This window comes from Microcoleus anatoxicus (genome assembly GCF_042465725.1).
GTDB lineage: Bacteria > Cyanobacteriota > Cyanobacteriia > Cyanobacteriales > Microcoleaceae > Microcoleus > Microcoleus anatoxicus.
This window is the reverse complement of record NZ_CP120853.1, coordinates 4,377,560-4,396,544: the sequence shown is the minus strand read 5'-3', so window position 1 is coordinate 4,396,544 and position 18,985 is coordinate 4,377,560. Positions and strand designations below refer to the sequence as shown.

Here is an 18,985-nt window from a genome sequence, read left to right as displayed (position 1 = left end):
AGATGATGATAACATAATTTCTCTTTCTTTCTCCTCAAGTTTCCCAAGTTGGTTGAAAATTTATGAGTGCATTCATAGATCGTTTCAAACTGGCAGAATTAGTCTGTGCTGATGCAACCTGCCAACTTTGATTGACAAACTGGATCAGTTGACCGTTGTAGTCTTTACCTATTTTTGCCGTACTATTGCGATCGGGGACGATCGCATCCCGCAGATTTCGCTTCCTTGATTTTTTAGTGAGATTGATTAAAAGCTGCTTGGGATCGGGAATTTTATCCACGTCGCCAGGAATCAAGTCTACTGAAATACCCAGAAATTCGGCAAATGCCGATCGATGTGCTAGTAACCACGCTTCGACTTCTTTAACCGCAATCCGAAACAGCAGATTAGGATGTTTTGGTTGAGTTAGCCACTCCGAAAGAATTACTAACGGGCATTCTGCATTATCCAAATCAGTTAAGACTAAGTATGGCATTCCCTTGGCCGCATGATTTAATCCAGGAAGGATCTTTTTAATTTTGCCATATCCTCTCTGATTCAAGCAATTTCCAACTGAAAATGGACGTTGAGACTGTTTGAGCATTTCTTTAAGAACTGCTTCACTCAGTACATCCTCAAACACTAGATTGATGGGAATATCCGTCATTTGAATAAACTGAGTTGTTCGATGTCGGGCGGTGCTGTAAGAGGAAGTGCAGCATCAGCTATGCTTAAACCTCCTTCTAGTAGCATTTTTATTTGTTCGTTACTGGAGGCAAGTTTTACCTGAGTTCCTTCAGCAGTCGGTGTCATTAGCAGCACCTCTTCGCCGCCAATGCCTTTGTCTGAGAGCAAATCAGCACTATGGGTACTAAGAATAACCTGTCGCTTTCTCGGACGCTGAAGGCGATAAATCAGAGAGGGTAGATTGCTAACAATCGCCGAATTTAAGGAAAGTTCTGGTTCTTCTAGTAACAATAATGAATCGGATTCTAACAGTGACCAAAGCAAACCAATTAATCGTAAAGTTCCGTCAGAAAATTGGTCTTCTCGTTGTTTTCCTGCTCCGGGCCGCCAATGTTCGTAAACAGCTTCTAAATGGGGAACCCCCATCACATCTTTGGTATCTGTGAGGTTTTTCAATTGTGGAATTGCCAACTTTAAAGCATATTCAATTTTTTTTAATCGCGATTTTCTAGTTTTTTCGGGAGTTTTAGTAACTCGTTCTAAAAAAGTTCTCCCAAAAGGATCTTCGGAAAGTCCAGGAGTAGCAAAAGCTTCGGGATGGCGAACTAACTGAGGAATTAAATGTAAATATAAAATCGATTCTAAAAATTTAGAAATTTCTCTAAATTCGGCATTGGCATTAATTTGCTCTAAATAAGTCTGGGTGAGACGTAGCTCATCGTTTTCATCTTCTTTTGTAGGGCGATCGATAATTTTTATGTCGCCCTTCCAAACTCGTTCGTAGGCAACAATCGGCTCATTTTTACCACCTTTTCTCTGTTTAATTCCCAGCCCATACCTCCATAAAGGCTGTTCGGCATTAGATTCTGAAAGGTGAATTTCTATTTCTACGTCTGGATAACGGCGCGCATAAAGACTGCGAATTTTTGATACGCCACCTCGATCGCTCACGGCTTTCTGCAATCCGCCTCCTGCTTTAGCCAGATCCCGCAAAAAGCGTAATGAATCGAGAAAGTTTGACTTACCACAAGCATTAGGGCCTACCACAAAAACGCGATCGCGCAAATCAACATTCACCGACTGAAAATTGCGCCAATTTTTCAGAGCTATATGGGAGATAATCATGATTTTAACCTAATCAATAAATATGAGCATGAATTGAATTTTTACCACTATTTTATTGAGAATCAGAATTGTCATCAGGATTGATTATTAAGTAGCTGGTTTCAAAAAGAGCAAGATATGGTTCGTAACGGTACAGTCTATTGCGTTGCCAACCTGTGACTTCGTGAAGCAAACCAATTTCTACAAATTTATCGACTATTTTACTAGCGGTTGCGTAAGTACATTGCAATTCGTTTTCTACTAAACGAATATTGACGATTGGGTGCTGGAAAAGTATATCTAGCAAGCGCAAACCATAACTGCTACTGGAAATTTGCTGACCGATTATTTCGCGGTGATTTTCGCGCATTTCCAGAATAGAACGGGCTGTAGTTGTTGCTGACTGACTGACTTCAAAAATACCTTGAAGAAAAAACTTTAACCATCCTTCCCAATCTCCATGAGTGCGAATTGCCATCAGGCGATCGTAATATTCTATTCGGTGAAATTTTAGATAATGACTGAGGTATAGTAAAGGCTTTTGTAGGATTCCTTGCTGACAAAGCAGAAAAGTAATTAGCAATCGTCCAATCCGTCCATTTCCATCTAAAAATGGGTGTATTGTTTCAAATTGAGCGTGAGCTAATCCGCAATGAATCAGTACAGGTAAAGAATTGGTATCGTGCAAAAATCTCTCTAGGTTGTCGAGAGATTGGTGCATTTCTGCAACTGTTGGAGGTACATAGGCCGCAGTACCCAGGTTACAACCTTGAGGGCCAATCCAATTTTGACTTTTCCGAAATTCTCCCGGTGTGCGATCGCTTCCTCGCACGTCTTTGAGTAATTCTGTATGAATTTCTCGCAGCAAGCGCAGACAAAGTGGAAATTCTTGAAGCCGCTTTAAACCGTAGTTCATGGCGTTAACGTAGTTAACAACCTCTTGCACATCTTTAAAGCGTTCTTGACCTTTGACATCAATTTCATATTGAAGTACGTCCTCTAGGGTGCTTTGCGTTCCTTCAATTTGCGAACTAAGAACGGCTTCCTGACGGACGTACATCGCTACGAATAGGTCAGGGTTGGGCAAAATAGAGGTAGCACCGTCTAGTCTTCCCAAAGCGCGATCGGCATTGGAGAGCAAGCGATGAAGCTCTGCGTCCATTTTAATGGGCGGTTCGGGAGGGAGGGGCGCTGGAATGAAGGCGCTGTATCCTTCAATTTGTTGGACGTATCGACCAGATCGCATCATTGGGTGACGGAGGGACAAAGGTTGAGGTCTTGTTATCTTATGTTATTCCAGTGAAATAAGACGGCGGTCGCGGAATCTTATTATAGCAAAAGTCTTTTTAGTATAATAAGATTGCCAGGACAGACCAACTCGATCGCAATAGGAGGATACAGCAGTGCTGTGTCCCTACGGATATGGTTGAGACAGGAGGACACAGCAGTGCTGTGTCCCTACGGATATGGTTGAAATAGGAGGATACAGCAGTGCTGTGTCCCTACGGATATGGTTGAGAACCTTGCTTAAAATATCAAACGCCGCACCGTACCATCATCTGTAAATCGCTGTTCCCCAATGCCAACAACTTCGACAGTAATTTCGCGCTCCGAAATCGCAAATTCTCCCTCCCGCGCCGCAATTTCCACTATCACTTTTTCCCCTTCAAAATACACCCGATAATTAGTCGTAGCCCAGACACCTTGTTCGTGTTCAAAACTGTGTCCGTCGTCCTCATAAAGCGTCCATTCACCAGTTCCGGGCCAAATTCGCATTTTCAACGAATCGATCGCCCTTTCCTCAACAAATTGCCTTACAGGTGCGATCCTCTCCGAGGGCTTCGCTAACGCAATTATCCCCCCACCCCGCACGTAAAGCGGCATTCTCTCCAAAGGCGCATGGGCTAAAATGTGCGTCGGGCCCTGATAGCATTCGCCCGTCCACCAATCGTACCAACTACCCTCCGGCAAATACACGGCGCGATGCTCAACTCCAGGCCGATAAACGGGTGCAGCCATCAGCGACGGGCCGAGCAATACTTGATCGTACAGGTGATAAGTTGTGCGATCGCGCGGAAAATGATACAATAGCGGTCGCAAAATCGGTGCTCCCGTCATCGCAGCTTCCCAAAACAGCGTGTAAATGTACGGCAACAACTGATAGCGCAAATTGATATATTCGCGACAGATTTGCTCGGTGCGATCGCCAAAAACCCACGGTTCGTGCTGGGCTGTACTCAGCGCCGAATGACCGCGCATCAACGGATACAGCATCCCCACCTGCATCCACCGCGCGAACAATTCAGCGGTAGCATTCCCCGCAAAACCGCCGATGTCGCAACCGACAAACCCAACGCCGGAAAGCCCCATGTTGCAAAGCATCGGCATCGACATTTCTAAGTGATCCCACAGCGATTGATTGTCGCCCATCCACACCGACGAGTACCGCTGTACCCCCGCAAAACCCGATCGCGTCAGCACAAAAGACCGATCGCCCGATCGCAGTTTTTGCAACCCTTCCGCACAAGCTTTCGCCATCATCAACCCATACAAATTGTGCGTTTCGGCGTGGGTGGTGCGATCGTCATCGGGGCCCTGCGGTGTATCCAGCGGAAACCAAATGTGCTCGCCGCCATCGCCAAAAGGCCTTTCTGCGATCGCAGGTTCGTTCATATCGTTCCAAATCCCCGCAACGCCCATATCAGTCAGGCTTTTGTGCAATTCTCCCCACCATTCGCGCACGTCTGGGCGCAGGAAGTCGGGAAATACCGCTTTATCGGGCCAAACGTAACCGTGGAAAAGCTTTCCGTCGGCGGTGCGCACGAAATAGTCATTCTCAACACCGCGATCGAATATTTCATAATCTGCTTCCGGTTCGTACTTGACACCGGGATCGATAATTGTGACAACCTTGAAACCGGCTGCTTTCAAATCTGCGATCAGTTTAGCGGGATCGGGGAAACGCTTGGGGCTCCAAGTAAACACCCGGTAGCCGCGCATATAGTCGATGTCGAGGTGGATGACATCGCAGGGAATCGCGCGATCGCGAAATTCCCGCGCCAACTCCCGCACAACGTCCTCGGATTCGTAGCTCCAGCGGCACTGGTGGTATCCCAGCGCCCATTTTGGCGCGAGTGGCATCCGACCGGTTAACTGGGTGTAGGTGGCGAGAATTTGGGCGGGTTCGGGGCCGTAAATGATGTAGTAGTCGAGCTCCGTGTCTCTGGTTTCCATCCGCAAAACCCCCGGTGTTTCCGCGCCGATGTCGAATTGACTCCAAAATGTGGTGTTGAAAAAGATGCCGTAAGCGCGATCGGGATTCAGGGCGATGTAAAATGCGATCGCCTGGTACATTTCATCTGTCTGCGAATTGTAGTCGAGGGAGTCTATCGTCCAGTTTGTCTTGACTTCGGAGAGTTTGTCCAGCAAGCCCGTGCGTTCGCCGAAACCGTAGAAGTGTTCGTCTGTTTCGATGCGCTTCCAGGCGGCGGTTGCGCCTGTGCGCCATCCCATCGGGCGATCGCAGTCGGTAGCAAAGGGTTTTCCCGATTTGTCGAAGCATTCGATGGAAGTGCGATTTCGATTGACAGAAACTAATATTTGTGCTGTTTCTATTTCGATTTTTTCTGCTGTTTCTCGCACTTCAAAAGGTACGATTTCCCATTGTTCGTCAGGGAGAGTTACTGAGTGCAATTTGCTTTGACCCCCCCCCTGCCCCCCCTTGCTAAGGGGGGGTGATAATTTTATTTCTTGCCCCCCGTTGTAGGGGCGGTGGATGGTGCGTGCCCGCCCTGGTTGGGGGGGGTTTGGCCACATTTGCACTCGGATTAAATTCGGCGCGAGGATGCTGATTTTAAGAGAAGAATTGGTACAGTTGAAGTGAATTGCGCGATCGGTTTTATCGATCGATTCTACTGCGCCAATAATTGACCAAGGCTGTTGGGTAGTTTGAAGTTTTCCGAAGTATTGCGGCATACACTCTGACTCAAAATATTATTGATTGTGTTGCAGCAGTAATGACTTTAGTTTATATAGTGAGTATTTCCTGCTGTATTGGTGACTGACGGAGATTTTTGTGATGAATAATTAACTGATTGGGCGCTCAGCAACATTATCCTAATATTATCATACCCAGTTGCCATCATTTAATAAATTTTATATTGAATCCTCTAGTGACCAAACTGGGAGCGGTGTAGCAGTTGTAACCAAACCTAAATTAGGAAGCTCCCCAGCCCACACCCGATCTCATAGCTTATTCCCAAATTTTTAAATAAAACTGCGCTCTTTTCCGGGTTTTAGTTGCTGAATACAGACTCTGAGCGAACTTAAACGCACTCAAGCCCAACTCGTTCAAGCTGAAAAAATGTCTAGCCTAGGGCAGCTTGTAGCAGGAGTAGCCCATGAAATTAATAATCCAGTCAACAATAAAAGAAAATTCTAGTCAGATTACTATCTCTACATCACTGGTTGATGCACAATGGGTACAAATTGCGATCGCGGATACGGGATTAGGAATGCCCGAATCAATTCAAAAACAAATATTTAATCCCTTCTTCACCACAAAACCCATTGGGAAGGGAACAGGAATGGGCATGGCGATTAGTTACCAGATTATAACTGAAAAGCATGGCGGTAAGCTCATGTGTTTTTCAACTCCCGGAAGAGGGGCGGAGTTTGTGATTCATATTCCTATCGAGAAGCAAGTCTGTAATCCGGTTTAACCAAGTTGTTACAGGCGAATGTAACATCAGGTTTGGTCTCCGGACCAGACGCGACTATATATATTATCGATCGGCAAATTCTAGAATGGTCTATCGATATCCAGGACAAATGACGACACTGATTAAACAACTTGGCTACGAACCCAGCCTTACGGATATTCCCTGGCTACCCACCCTCAACCCCACCGTCTAGCAACCGCCCTACAGAAGCCAGAGACATCTCGCCGAAAGGTATCTACAACCATTGTGCCAAAAAATTATATTCTGTATTCTACAATACATTTATTTAATTAATGATTGCTTACACTCTCCAAGTGTGGATTGTGTATTTTCGATAATTCTCCAAAACCTCACATAACAGTGTTACTTGGTAGAATGCGATTTGACGATCGCCAAACAGTTAAAAACCTTAAGTAGTTTTGACCTGAATTCAAAGGAATCCATAGGCATCAAATTTTTGATCTTACCAGGGTAAAAATTAGGTACTAAATCTGTGCAAAGTTGATATCAATGATATTGACTAAAGTTAGTACACGCTCTTGCCATCTATTGTTTTGTTAATAACCGATATCCAACCCCATCTGACACTGGATTGTCATCAATATGGTGTCAGGGCGATCGGACCTCGCACTAACCACCCGTAATAAAACTTGTTTGTAGTCAGGACTAAAGCCATGATTATAAAACAAGAAAAAGGACTAACATCCTCACTAAAAACTGGCTGTTCCTAAGCCGTATCTTTTCAAAACTACTTGTCCCCAAATCAACAACAAAAAACTATCATGAGTGGAAACGAATCGCGCGTTCAAGCAATTTCTCAAATCGTCAACCGCCAACTGACACCTACCCAGCCTCCCAAACGACTAGAAGATATGTGGGCAACAGATGTCTTCACTCTCAGCAAGATGCAAGAGAGTCTGCCCAAAAGTATTTTTAAATCAGTAAAAAATACAATTCAAACCGGCAAAAAACTCGACGAATCCGTAGCTGACGTAGTTGCAGTAGCCATGAAAGACTGGGCTATTTCCAAAGGAGCACTGTACTACGCCCACGTATTCTACCCCCTCACCAACAGCACCGCTGAAAAACACGACGGTTTCATCTCTGTACAAAGCGATGGTTCAGTCATCTCAGAATTTGCCGGGAAACTGCTAGTACAAGGCGAACCCGACGGCTCATCCTTCCCCAACGGCGGCATCCGTTCCACCGCCGCCGCTCGCGGATACACAGCCTGGGATGTCACCAGCCCTGCTTATGTCATGGAAACAGACAACGGCATGACATTGTGCATTCCCACTGTTTTCATCTCCTGGACAGGCGAAGCATTAGACAAGAAAACACCGCTGTTGCGTTCCATTGCCGCCATGAACAAAGCAGCAACCCGCGTTTTGAAACTATTAGGAAATACCGAAGTAGCTCCGGTAAATTCCAGTTGCGGTGCCGAACAAGAATACTTCCTGGTAGATGCCAACTTTGCCAACAATCGTCCCGATTTACTCTTAGCAGGTCGGACTTTGTTTGGCAAACCTCCAGCCAAAGGTCAGCAATTTGACGACCACTATTTTGGAGCCATTCCAGAGCGCGTTCAAATCTTCATGCAAGAAGTAGAAGAAAGAATGTATCGCCTCGGAATTCCCGCCAAAACCCGCCACAATGAAGTAGCACCAGGTCAATTTGAAATTGCACCATTTTTTGAAGCAGCAAACGTTGCCAGCGACCACCAACAATTAACCATGACAATTCTGCGCAACACCGCGAAGAAACATGGTTTTATTTGCTTGCTCCACGAAAAGCCTTTTGCAGGGATTAACGGTTCCGGCAAACACGTCAACTGGTCTGTGGGCAATGCTACTCAAGGAAATTTATTAGACCCAGGTGATACACCGCACTCCAACGTCCAATTTCTGATTTTCTGTGGCGCTGTGATTCGTGGCGTTCACAAATATGGTCCGCTGTTGCGCGCCGTAGTTGCTACTGCCAGCAACGACCACAGATTGGGTGCTAATGAAGCTCCCCCAGCAATTATCTCTGTCTATTTGGGTTCCCAATTAGAAGATGTATTCGAGCAAATTCGTCAGGGAGGAGTTAAGGATTCTCAAGGTCGCGGAATCATGAATTTAGGCGTAGAAACACTGCCTACTTTCATGAAGGATGCCGGCGACAGAAACCGGACATCACCCTTTGCTTTTACTGGTAACCGTTTTGAATTCCGTGCTGTAGGTTCCGGTCAATCTGTTTCCGGCCCCTTGGTGGCAATGAATACAATTTTGGCAGATTCTTTGGACTGGGTTGCTAACAAGTTAGAAACCGATTTGGCAAAAGGAACTGAACTAAATGGTGCCATCCAAAATGTCCTCAAGGAAGTGATGGACGAGCATGGTGCTGTGGTATTTGGCGGCAATGGCTATTCTGAAGAATGGCACAAAATGGCGGTTGAAGAACGCGGTTTAGCTAACTTGCGGACTACTGCCGATGCTTTGCCCGTGTTGAAAGCAGAATACATTGAAGATTTGTTTGAAAAGACAGGTGTGTTGACTCCTGTTGAATTGGAAAGCCGTTTCGATGTCTATGCAGAGCAGTATTTGCTGGCTATTGAAGTTGAAGCGAAACTGGTAGTCAGCATGGCAAAAACCATGATTTATCCAGCAGCCGTGAGTTATTTGTCGGATCTTTCTAACACTATTGCTGGTTTGAAAGAGATTGGCATTGACTTAGATAAAGAAACTGCCCAAAAGGTAGCTACCTTGGTTAAATCGATGATGGATTGTGCTAGCAAGTTAACTGATTCTTTGAGCAAGCATGATTTTGGTTCGACAGAAGAGCATATGCAGTATGCTTCGCAAACAATTCGTCCTTTGATGGATGAGGTTCGCCAGTATGCGGATGCTTTGGAAGCTGAAATCGCTGATGAGTTGTGGCCGTTGCCTACTTATCAGGAAATGCTGTTTATTAAGTAATCGGAAATTTGGTTAATTTCGGGTGAGGTTTGTGGGGACGCGGCAAATGCCGTGTCCTTTCACGTTATGGTTGTTTCGGAATGATTAAACCGCAGAGACCACAGAGACCGCAGAGTCCGAGAAGAGGGAGATGAATACAGGACGATACCAACGGATTGACGCAGATTCCAGACTTGTTAAAAAAGTCGGGGATTTAACATAAGATTAGATAGACCTACTTAAAGCCAGATAAGTCAGTAACTCAGCCCTAAAGGGACTGAGCTTGTAAGAGAAATCGAGCAAGCTGTACTGACCAGCCTAAGTCTTCACTGACTACGTTATTTTGGTCACGACACCCTGTGGATGCGAAGCTAGTCTCCTGCTCTGTCGCTTGCAGTTAAACAGCCTTAAAGTCACTGAGGCAGTGCTGCAAACCTAACAAGCCCTGATAACTTTGACCGACAAGCTAACATTACCCGAAAGGGCTGGAGACAACCATATCTCCACGGAGGGGCAACCATACCCCTCTCCCTCGCAAGGGGATTCAAGGCGATTGAAATCGCCGCGTCGTTTTCCTCTCTAGGCTCAAGCCACTGAGTTTCCCACTTACCGAGTGTTTTTTATGATTGTACCGCGTCTAGAACAATTTAGAGGCTGCTTGGTCGGTCAGTGCCTCGGAGACGCTGTAGGCTGTAGAGTAGAAGGCTATCCTCCCGAAGTTTGCCAAAACTTTGTCACCTACGAAGTTAGACTTAAAAAAATTAAAGATCGCGATCGATTCGGCTTCCCTTTTGGTCAATACACCGACGATTCCCAACTCGCCCGCGAACTCCTCCAAAGCTACCTCAGTTGTGGCGAATTCGACCCCAGCGACTACGCGACTCGTATTGCTGACATTTTCGCTCAAGAGCGCATTGTCGGGCGCGGTCGATCGACTGAAGAAGCTGCAAACCGCCTGATTCGGGGCGTTGCTTGGCAAGAAGCTGGTGCTCCTCCTCCCAGTGCTGGTAATGGCAGTGCCATGAGGGCTGCACCGATCGGCCTAATGTTCTACGATCGCCCGTCCCAGCTTATACAAGCTGCTTGCGATCAAGGGCGCATCACCCATCAAGACTCGCGGTGTTCTGCGGGTGCTGTGGCGATCGCCGGAGCTGTGGCGATCGCCCTTCAATCTGCAACTATTGAAGCTGAGCCATTTCTCGGTCAACTGAGCGAATGGGTAGCAGAAGTTGATTCTTCCTTTGCCGCTTTGCTGAAAGATTTGATTGAGTGGGTCAAATTGCCCCCAGAGTCAGCGGTAGAGCTGATTTCTAAAGCTGGACTACCGTTAAACTACCAGCATTCTTGGCAAGGAATTTCACCCTTTGTCGTAGGTAGCGTCTTGTGGAGTTTATATGCGTTTTTGAGAACCCCTCAAGATTACTGGGAGACTCTGTGTACTAGCATCGCCGTCGGTGGCGATGTGGATACCACCGCAGCAATGGCTTGTGCCATCAGCGGGGCATTTCTGGGTCTAGAAGCCATCCCGAATCAACTAGCGAAACTTTTGAACGATCAAGAGACTTGGGGCCTGGGCGAACTGATGCAACTGGCTGACAGTTGTTACCAGTTGAAAATGAAGTTTTAACGGCTTCTAACAAGTTAAGACTTATTGCAAGTGCGATCGCGATCGGATTTGATATCAGTCACTATTTGGTGGGCTTAAGTGGTTAGGTAAAACCTGGATAGCCCTTAAAGCCAAAATCAACATTGTATCAAAGTATTAAACATTAAGACAAAGACTTTTCTGTGCTTGGCGATCGCACTAATTCTGTGATATTCTTCACTTCCTAGAACTATTGCCGATTATGCCCACATCTACTGACAACTTTTATGTAGGCGATGTCGCCTTCAACTTTCACTTTGCAGGCCCGCTTCTAGACTTTGAAGAAGAAATCCAGAATCAATCACCTTTTCACGATTTAGAATACCTAACTGGCGAAATAAAAAGGGGATTCCTAGACTACGTGCGCCAAGGAATCATGCTGGATGCAATCCGCAGATTGCGATTGTATAAAGACCAGTTCAAAACCTTTAAAAAATATTGCGAACAAGCATTAGGTAGGCAGTATTTTTACTGTACGCAAATCATCAAAGCAGCGGGAATTTGTCTCCGCTTAATTAAAGCCGGATTTGAGATTTTACCTAGCTGCGTTGCTCAGGTTGTCCCCTTGTTTAAACACGCAGTCACTGACCAATATGGCGACTGTCCTTTGGAGGATAAATGGCAAGAAGTTGTGGATGTAGTGCCAAAGGAAAAGATTACCGCAGTTACTATTAGCGAAACGGTTGATAACAATCCCGAACTGCGGCTCAAACAAATTAAGATTAAAACCGACACCTACGCTCTTTTATCTAAAAAAGCAGCCGCAGCCGGAATGTCAATTTCGGAATTGTTAGCCCGGTTGGTTGATGAATACAATCCCCGAAATTTAGAGGAAGCAGCGAAACATACTCCCGAACAAGAGGAAATTCTAGACCAGTTAGACGAGGAGTTTAAGAAGCCTGCAACGGAAGAAAAATCCCCTGCGGCTAAAGGCAATAAATCTCAAGGTTTTGGAGTTAATGTTAAGTCAAAAGGTGCTAAAGGGGAAGTTAAGACTAAAGGTGTGGGCGAGAAAATTCAGGCTAAAAGTTCGGCTGGTAAAGTTAAGTTGAAAAATCGGCAATCTGAAATTAAAGGGGATAAACAGTCGAATTCATTGGAGGATAAAAATCATGAAATTATCGGAGAAAAATCTCAGGCTGCGTCAACATTAACTGAGGGAGGTTCAAGGGAAGAAAATTCAGTACCACCGGATTGAAACTACTGTGTTTAATTTGTGGCAAATATAGCAACAGCCAAGACGGTTGCTAGGGAGCCCCGACTTCTTTAAGAAGTGGGGGCTCTGGTATAGGAATCGCCAAGGCTGTTAAGGCGATTCCTATATTTGGTTGTTTGGGCTGAATTATGGGGGGTTTGGGCGATCGGTGCGATCGGTGAATTATATCGTTTCCGGCTACATCGGAATGATTTAACCGCAGAGAACACAGAGGACACAGAGTGAGAGAATAGAGAGATGAATAATTCAGATAGTACCGGATTGGATATTATGCTCTACAACCTCAATCTACTATAGTTGAGCGACAACTGATTTACAGCGATCGCCTCACCCTATACCAATGTCCCACACACCGCATCACCCGATCGGGCAAAATTAAATAGCCCGATCGCAGATTGCAGAAACTGCATTCACCAAGGCACACTTTACTTATCGGTCATCGGTCGGTTATTTTTACTACAAACCCCACGGCTGGTGTGGGAGACTCCTCCGTCACACCAGCCCGGTTTTTTTTATATTAGTTGTTAGTTGTTATTGGTTATTTGTTATTGGTTATTTGCTATGTTATGATACAATCATGCCACAATATATTACATTTAGTCAACTAAACCATTAAGAACTACCCGTGAGCAATCCACCAAAAATTCTCGCATTTGCCGGAAGTACCCGGACAGCATCTTATAACAAAATGCTGGTCAAAGTAGCAGCGACTGGGGCTAGAAACGCAGGGGCAGAAGTCACCTATATAGATTTGCGAGATTTCCCAATGCCCCTATTTGATGAAGACTTAGAAGCCGCTGAAGGACTTCCTGACAATGTTCTGAAATTCAAAGAATTGATGATAGCACATCAAGGACTTTTGATTGCTTCCCCAGAATACAACAGTTCCATTACCGCAGTGCTCAAAAATGCGATCGATTGGGCATCTCGCCCGCAGCCCTCAGAAGCAGGGCTGGCTGCTTTCAACAATAAAGTAGCAGCCATTATGAGCGCTTCTCCCGGAGGTTTAGGAGGTATGCGGGGATTGGCTAATTTGCGATCGCTTTTGGAGAATATTAACGTCATGGTGATTCCCGATCAAAAAGCAATTCCCCAAGCTTTTCAAGCATTTAATCCTGATGGTACCCTGAAAGATGCCAAACAACAGGAAGCCGTACAACATCTGGGTGGTAAACTTGCTGGAATATTGGCAAAACTAAGCGCGTAAAAGAGTATTTAATTTCCCAATTTTTTCTGCTTCCAAGCCTCCACAAAAGGCAAAAATATCGACACCAACTCCTGCCGATTCATCACCAAAGTCGGATAAGAAACCCTAGCGTAATTTTTCCCCACTTCCAGGGGAAAAATTGCCTTGGAATCCAGCGGTAGCCAAACCGCACCCGCAGCTTTAACGATTACCCAACTCCCAGCAATATCCCAAATTTTCGGAGTAGCTTCCACACCTCCCAAAACCGCACCCGAAGCCACAGTCAAAAAATTATAAGTAGCCATTCCCAACATCCGTACTTTGCTGGGAAGATGAGGCCCAATTCCCACACTACGGGAACACAAATTAAACAAATGATTACCACTCATTTTATCCGCAGTGGGACGAATGGGCTTCCCATTTAAAAAAGCACCTTGTGGGATATCTGTCAATAGATTTTTCTCGACAAAATCTCCTGCAAAAAAACCATGAAAAGTTTGACTCAATGGTGGCAAATGTACGCAGCCAAAAACCGGAGTTCCGCGATACAATAAACCCAGAGAAATACCCCAAATTGGAATTCCCCTAGCAAAATTAGTGGTAGCATCTACAGGGTCAACAATCCAACACCATTCAGTATCAGGGAAAACGTGTTCTCCCTCCTCGCTCAAGATACCATGACTGGGAAAAGTAGAGGCGATCGCACTTCTAATCTCCGCATCCGCCCAATTATCAGATTGCGTCACCAAACTCCCGTCATCCTTCTCATCGGCTTGCGTCGTACCAAAATCTTGTAACAACTGCTGTCCAACGCGATCGACAGTATCTTGTGCAAAACTTAAAATAGAATCCCAAAAATCTTTCATTAGTTATTCGTTATTTGCGGTGCCCTGAGCGTAGTCGAAGGGTTATTGGTGATTTGTTATTGGCGTCGCCCTGAGCGAAGTCGAAGGGTTATGGGTTATTTGTTACTACAGCCAACAGCCAACAGCCAACAGCCAACAGCCAAACCTTAGTCTAGTTCATTTTCGAGAATTGTGGCGATCGCACTTTTAGCATTATCCTGAAACTCCTGCACATCAACCCTTCCCAACAGCCAAACAGCCACCACCATACCCAGAGCCGGCACCATAAACACCAACCCATAAGCCAGCATCGGCACCCCAAACAAACTCCTGCCAAAATCCAAAATAGCACCACCGCTAACCGTCGCGACACCCCGCGCCATAGCCTGAGACAAACCCCAAGCCCCAATAAAAGTCCCCGCAGTTTCCGCCGCAGTCAAATCCAACATCAAACTCAAAGCCCCCGTCGTCGTAATACCCGAAGCCAGCCCAAACAACATTAAAGCCAACTTAAACAACATCGGATTACCAGTAAATCCCGATAAAATAATTAAACCAAAACAAACCGCCACCGACAAACAGCCCAACCTAATCGTATTTTGCTTACCAATTCGCGGCACAATCAAAAAACCCGTGGCACTTAAACCAAACAGCACACCAGTACCATAAATAGCATTCAACCGCGTAGTTTCTGAAATTGGCATCTTAAAAATCTCCCCGCCATAAGGTTCCAAAACCGCATCCTGCATAAACAAACAAATTGTCATAATCAATAGGAAAGTAAAAAATAAACCCGTTTGGCGACTAGCAGTCAAAATCCGCAACGCACTTCCCAGAGTAATCTTATCTTCTCGATTAACTGCCGACGATCGCAATCCATAGCGCGAATAATTTTTCTCAACCCCAAAAGTAGAAACCCCCACCAAAAACAAAACCAGCGCCGGCACCTTGACAAACAAACCATTAATCGAAGCCTGCAAAACCTCCCGTGGGACATCCCCATCAATTTGTTTAAGCAAACCGCTGCTAACAATCGCCCCAATAATAATACCAACCATCAACATCGACCACACAACACCAACCAACTTGGATCTATCTTCCTCATCCGAAACATCCACCAACAAAGCAGCAAAAGGAGTCGAACTCGAACAAATCGCAATACCATAAACTGCAAAAATCAAACCCAACAAACCCACCCAACCATAGGTAGGAGTAGTCCATCCCACAGCCTGCAAACTATCGCCCAAGCGCCACATCACCTGCACCGCCAAAAAAGCCGAAATCACAAACAAAAACCCACCCAGCCACACATAACCAGTGCGGTGATGGCCAAACAAAGGCTTAGCATCAGACATTTGTCCAAACCACACCCTAGCCGGGGCGACAAACTGGTGCATAGCCAGAGTAGCAGCCACCACAGTAGCCGGAATCGCCAACTCCTTAATCATCACCCGATTGAGCACCCCCAGGGTCAAAATCGACATCATACCCAAGCCCATCTGAAACAAGCCCAGGCGGAACATAGTCAGCAGGTTAACTCTTTTGATCGCAGCAGTGGCCGAATCTGTTAATCTTGAATCTGGTAAACCGTCGATCGACATAACTATTCAAATAAATACAACATTTGGATTTATCGTACCTGAGATATCGCAACTCGTCCCGATTCTTTCCCAAGCTAGAAGCTGAAATCGGATTATTCGTATAAATTCATATAAAAATAAAGAGAATCAATAACTGTGGATTTACCAACCGTGACAACCATTACCCTAGGACAAAACGGCCCCGCCGTCATTCCCCTGTGCGTCGGAACTTGGGCTTGGGGGGATAAGCTATTTTGGAATTATGGCAGCAACTACGGCCCGGCAGAAGTAGAAGCAGCATTCAAAACATCCCTAGACGCCGGAGTCAACTTCTTCGACACCGCCGAAGTCTACGGTAACGGCTTGTCTGAAGAATTACTAGGGCAGTTTATCAAAAAAACCAGCCAACCAGTACAAGTAGCCACAAAATTCGGTCCCGTACCTTGGCGCATCACCGGAAAATCAGTTTCCGAAGCCTTGAGTGCTAGCTTAAAACGCTTGCAAGTAGAACAAATAGCCCTCTACCAAGTACACTGGCCATTCTCATTTTTACTGAGTCAAGAAACCCTAATGAACGCCTTAGCGGATGAAGTCAAACAAGGCAGAATCCAAGCAGTCGGAGTCAGCAACTACACAGTAGAACAAATGCGCGAAGCCCACAAAATCTTAGCAAATAGAGGCGTTCCTTTAGCCACAAATCAAGTCCGTTACTCCTTGCTATCGCGACAAGTAGAAAAACAAGGAATTGTCAGCACAGCCCGCGAATTAGGAGTCACAATTTTAGCTTATAGTCCCTTAGCCCAAGGATTACTCACAGGCAAATATAGTGCCGAACAACAACCTACAGGTGCCCGTAAATTTGACTCGCGCTTCAGCAAAACAGGCCTCACAAACATCGAATTAGTCATGTCCACTCTGCGAAAAATGGGCAAAAAGCGCGATCGAACCCCAGCCCAAGTAGCCCTCAACTGGCTAATCGCTAAAAAGGGAGTCATCCCCATTCCCGGCGCAAAAACAGCAAAACAAGCCGCAGAAAATGCCGGTGCATTAGGCTGGACTTTGAGCCAAGATGAAGTCAACCAACTAGAATTAATGACTCGTCCTTGGCAAGAATAAATCAGTTGACTTTTGACTGATGACGGTTAACTGTTCACTGTAGGTTCGGTTTGAATTCCCTCTACCTAACCTACAGTTCATGGGAGCATCCCGATTTGGTAAGGGCGAAGCATTCCGGTTATAAATCTCTGGTTATCACTAATAAATTTTCTGCCGTCAGGCTTCGCCCCTAGGAATATATTTGCCAAACACAGATGCACCCCAGTTCATTTTTTTTACTCTTCCTTCTTACGCTGATATAAAATCCTCTCTTCTCTTCCTTCGCGTCCTTAGCGCCTTCGCGGTTAAATCATTCCGATACAACCGGAATTGATATGACTCATGACTGCTGACTACTGATTTATTTTTATGAAAAAACCGTTAAAATTTCAATCACTGGCGATCGCACTATTGCTATGCTTATCACATACATTAACGGCTTGTAGCTCCCTCAAAAAACCCTTTGAACTGCCCCCATCGGCCACAAAAGAACCCTGGCCAGTTCAAACAGGACTCCGAGTCAACATCCTTCGCGACAACATACCCATTGTTAACCGCATAGTTTTAGTACCAGACGAAGCCACATTCTTAGCAGCCATCCAAAAATGGAACCTCAAAGGACATTGGCCAATTCTGATCGAAGATAACAAATATACGCCCATGTTTCTCCATCGCTTCCAAGCCGATGAAATAGTCCGTTTACCCAGCATCAAACAGCAACTGCCAAAAACTCAAAAACTTCAACAATTGATGCTGAAAGCATCAGCAGCAGCCTGGAATTGCACAGATTCTCAAACTTTAAAAGCGAAATGGATGGAGTTGGGCTGGGAACCGCCAGGAGTAGTAATCACATCTGAAAACGATCCAGCAAGGACAGCAGCAGTCGCCTTAGCCGCCGCCCGCGGTCAACCTTTAGTATTTTTAGAAGGTAACTTCGGAAAGCCTAATGATACTCTCAATCAGCAACAGTGGCAAACTCTGCAAACCGCAGTTACCACAGCAGTCGAATCTACTGGATATGTTTATGCTCAACTCGGCGATGCGATCGACACTTTGACCATGGTACGCCAATTAGCAGTCAAATATCAATCCCCAGACCAACCAGACGAACAATTAGCCGTTACTGACGGTTTGGGGCGTCACCCCAACGGCGATCGCTGGGCTGTCGCCGGCTGGATTTACGGTGCCTCAGTGCGATCGATTTATCAAGTCATGTGTTCCATATTTCTCGATGTTCAAACAGCCCTGCTTTATGATAGTTACCCCCAGGAAGGAAGTTGGGCAAAATATGAAATGAACTCAGCAGCTAGCGGATTAAAAACACTATATTTAGAAGTAGAATTAGTTGAAAAACCAGAATCTAGCCTCAATAAATGGCGAAGTTTGGCATCAAAACCCTGGGAATTTGACTTAATTTTGATGAATTCCAAAGGCTATCCAAATTCATTCCAAGTTGGCAACGGCGATGCTTTAGTAAAAGACATCCCACAACTCAAATTCCCCGCAGTTGTGCACATGATACACAGTTGGTCTGCCGCAGCACCAGATGATAAAAACACCGTTGCTGGACGGTGGTTAGAAAATGGCGCTTATGCCTATGTTGGCAGTGTTAATGAACCTTTTTTATCGGCATTTATTCCGCCGAAATTAATCGTGGAGCGACTTTTGCGATCGGCTCCCTTTTTAATCGCAGCGCGACAGTTACAATCGGCTCCCTGGAAAATTACAACTATGGGCGATCCGCTAATGTCGATCGGCAAACCGAAACCAAGAATTCCGCCAACTCAACAACCAATCTAAACAACTGTCTAAATGCGTAAATATACTCAAGCCACCTTCTTGTCCAATTCCTGAAAGATTAAATGTAGTGAGGCATACAATCTTCAACTCAAATTAGCAGATCCTCTGTTAAGTCCCTTTCCCACCAAGCCACCACCACAAAAAATCCTCTCTAAAATCACTCTTAATTAACTTGTCAATTCCCATAAAAT

The 18,985-nt window shown here is 45.5% G+C and carries 12 protein-coding genes and 1 pseudogene; 7 read left to right on the top strand and 6 right to left on the bottom strand.

All coding sequences use genetic code 11. From position 1 onward, the window contains the following. Positions 1 to 34: 34 nt before the first annotated feature. From P2A85_RS19085 to P2A85_RS19070, 4 genes are all read right to left on the bottom strand, one after another. Complete coding sequence (locus P2A85_RS19085) at positions 35 to 646, bottom strand: hypothetical protein (protein WP_377474740.1); 612 nt, start codon at positions 644 to 646, stop codon at positions 35 to 37. After that, positions 643 to 1,791 carry an AAA family ATPase gene (locus tag P2A85_RS19080; RefSeq protein ID WP_377474738.1) on the bottom strand — a complete coding sequence of 383 codons (1,149 nt, stop codon included), beginning with the start codon at positions 1,789 to 1,791 and terminating at the stop codon, positions 643 to 645. Before P2A85_RS19080 ends, P2A85_RS19085 begins: the two co-directional genes overlap by 4 nt. Before the next feature lie 52 nt (positions 1,792 to 1,843). Then, positions 1,844 to 3,019 carry a Fic family protein gene (locus P2A85_RS19075; RefSeq protein WP_377474736.1) on the bottom strand — a complete coding sequence of 392 codons (1,176 nt, stop codon included), beginning with the start codon at positions 3,017 to 3,019 and terminating at the stop codon, positions 1,844 to 1,846. Positions 3,020 to 3,297: 278 nt separating this feature from the next. After that, positions 3,298 to 5,745 carry a glycoside hydrolase family 31 protein gene (locus P2A85_RS19070; RefSeq protein WP_377474734.1) on the bottom strand — a complete coding sequence of 816 codons (2,448 nt, stop codon included), beginning with the start codon at positions 5,743 to 5,745 and terminating at the stop codon, positions 3,298 to 3,300. Positions 5,746 to 6,212: 467 nt separating this feature from the next. Here P2A85_RS19070 and P2A85_RS19065 point away from each other — a divergent pair. The 5 genes and pseudogenes from P2A85_RS19065 to P2A85_RS19045 form a co-directional block, all read left to right on the top strand. Next, a pseudogene (locus P2A85_RS19065) lies at positions 6,213 to 6,491 on the top strand (sensor histidine kinase); the annotation flags it as partial. Positions 6,492 to 7,273: 782 nt separating this feature from the next. After that, positions 7,274 to 9,448: a glutamine synthetase III gene (locus P2A85_RS19060; protein WP_377474732.1), complete on the top strand. Its 2,175-nt coding sequence runs from the start codon at positions 7,274 to 7,276 to the stop codon at positions 9,446 to 9,448. A gap of 601 nt (positions 9,449 to 10,049) precedes the next feature. Beyond that, positions 10,050 to 11,054, top strand: coding sequence for an ADP-ribosylglycohydrolase family protein (locus P2A85_RS19055; RefSeq protein WP_377474730.1), 1,005 nt, complete (start codon positions 10,050 to 10,052; stop codon positions 11,052 to 11,054). Between the two features lie 220 nt (positions 11,055 to 11,274). Next, a complete protein-coding gene (locus P2A85_RS19050; RefSeq protein ID WP_377474728.1) occupies positions 11,275 to 12,270 on the top strand; it encodes a hypothetical protein in 996 nt (331 codons plus the stop codon). A gap of 643 nt (positions 12,271 to 12,913) precedes the next feature. Continuing rightward, positions 12,914 to 13,495 (top strand): NADPH-dependent FMN reductase, encoded by a 582-nt coding sequence (locus tag P2A85_RS19045; protein ID WP_340520284.1) that lies wholly within the window; start codon positions 12,914 to 12,916, stop codon positions 13,493 to 13,495. An 8-nt stretch (positions 13,496 to 13,503) separates the two neighbouring features. On the opposite strand, the gene P2A85_RS19040 is transcribed toward P2A85_RS19045, so the two are convergent. Both P2A85_RS19040 and P2A85_RS19035 read right to left on the bottom strand, forming a co-directional pair. Next, positions 13,504 to 14,340 (bottom strand): inositol monophosphatase family protein, encoded by an 837-nt coding sequence (locus P2A85_RS19040; RefSeq protein ID WP_377474726.1) that lies wholly within the window; start codon positions 14,338 to 14,340, stop codon positions 13,504 to 13,506. A gap of 146 nt (positions 14,341 to 14,486) precedes the next feature. After that, the gene (locus tag P2A85_RS19035; RefSeq protein WP_377474723.1) at positions 14,487 to 15,920 is read right to left on the bottom strand and encodes a BCD family MFS transporter; all 1,434 of its coding nucleotides are present in this window, start codon (positions 15,918 to 15,920) and stop codon (positions 14,487 to 14,489) included. A gap of 150 nt (positions 15,921 to 16,070) precedes the next feature. On the opposite strand from P2A85_RS19035, the gene P2A85_RS19030 reads away from it, so the two are divergent. Both P2A85_RS19030 and P2A85_RS19025 read left to right on the top strand, forming a co-directional pair. Continuing rightward, entirely contained in the window at positions 16,071 to 17,015 is a 945-nt protein-coding gene (locus P2A85_RS19030) for an aldo/keto reductase (protein ID WP_377481578.1), read from the top strand. Between the two features lie 348 nt (positions 17,016 to 17,363). After that, the gene (locus P2A85_RS19025) at positions 17,364 to 18,794 is read left to right on the top strand and encodes a hypothetical protein (RefSeq protein WP_377474721.1); all 1,431 of its coding nucleotides are present in this window, start codon (positions 17,364 to 17,366) and stop codon (positions 18,792 to 18,794) included. The last annotated feature ends 191 nt before the right edge of the window (positions 18,795 to 18,985 follow it).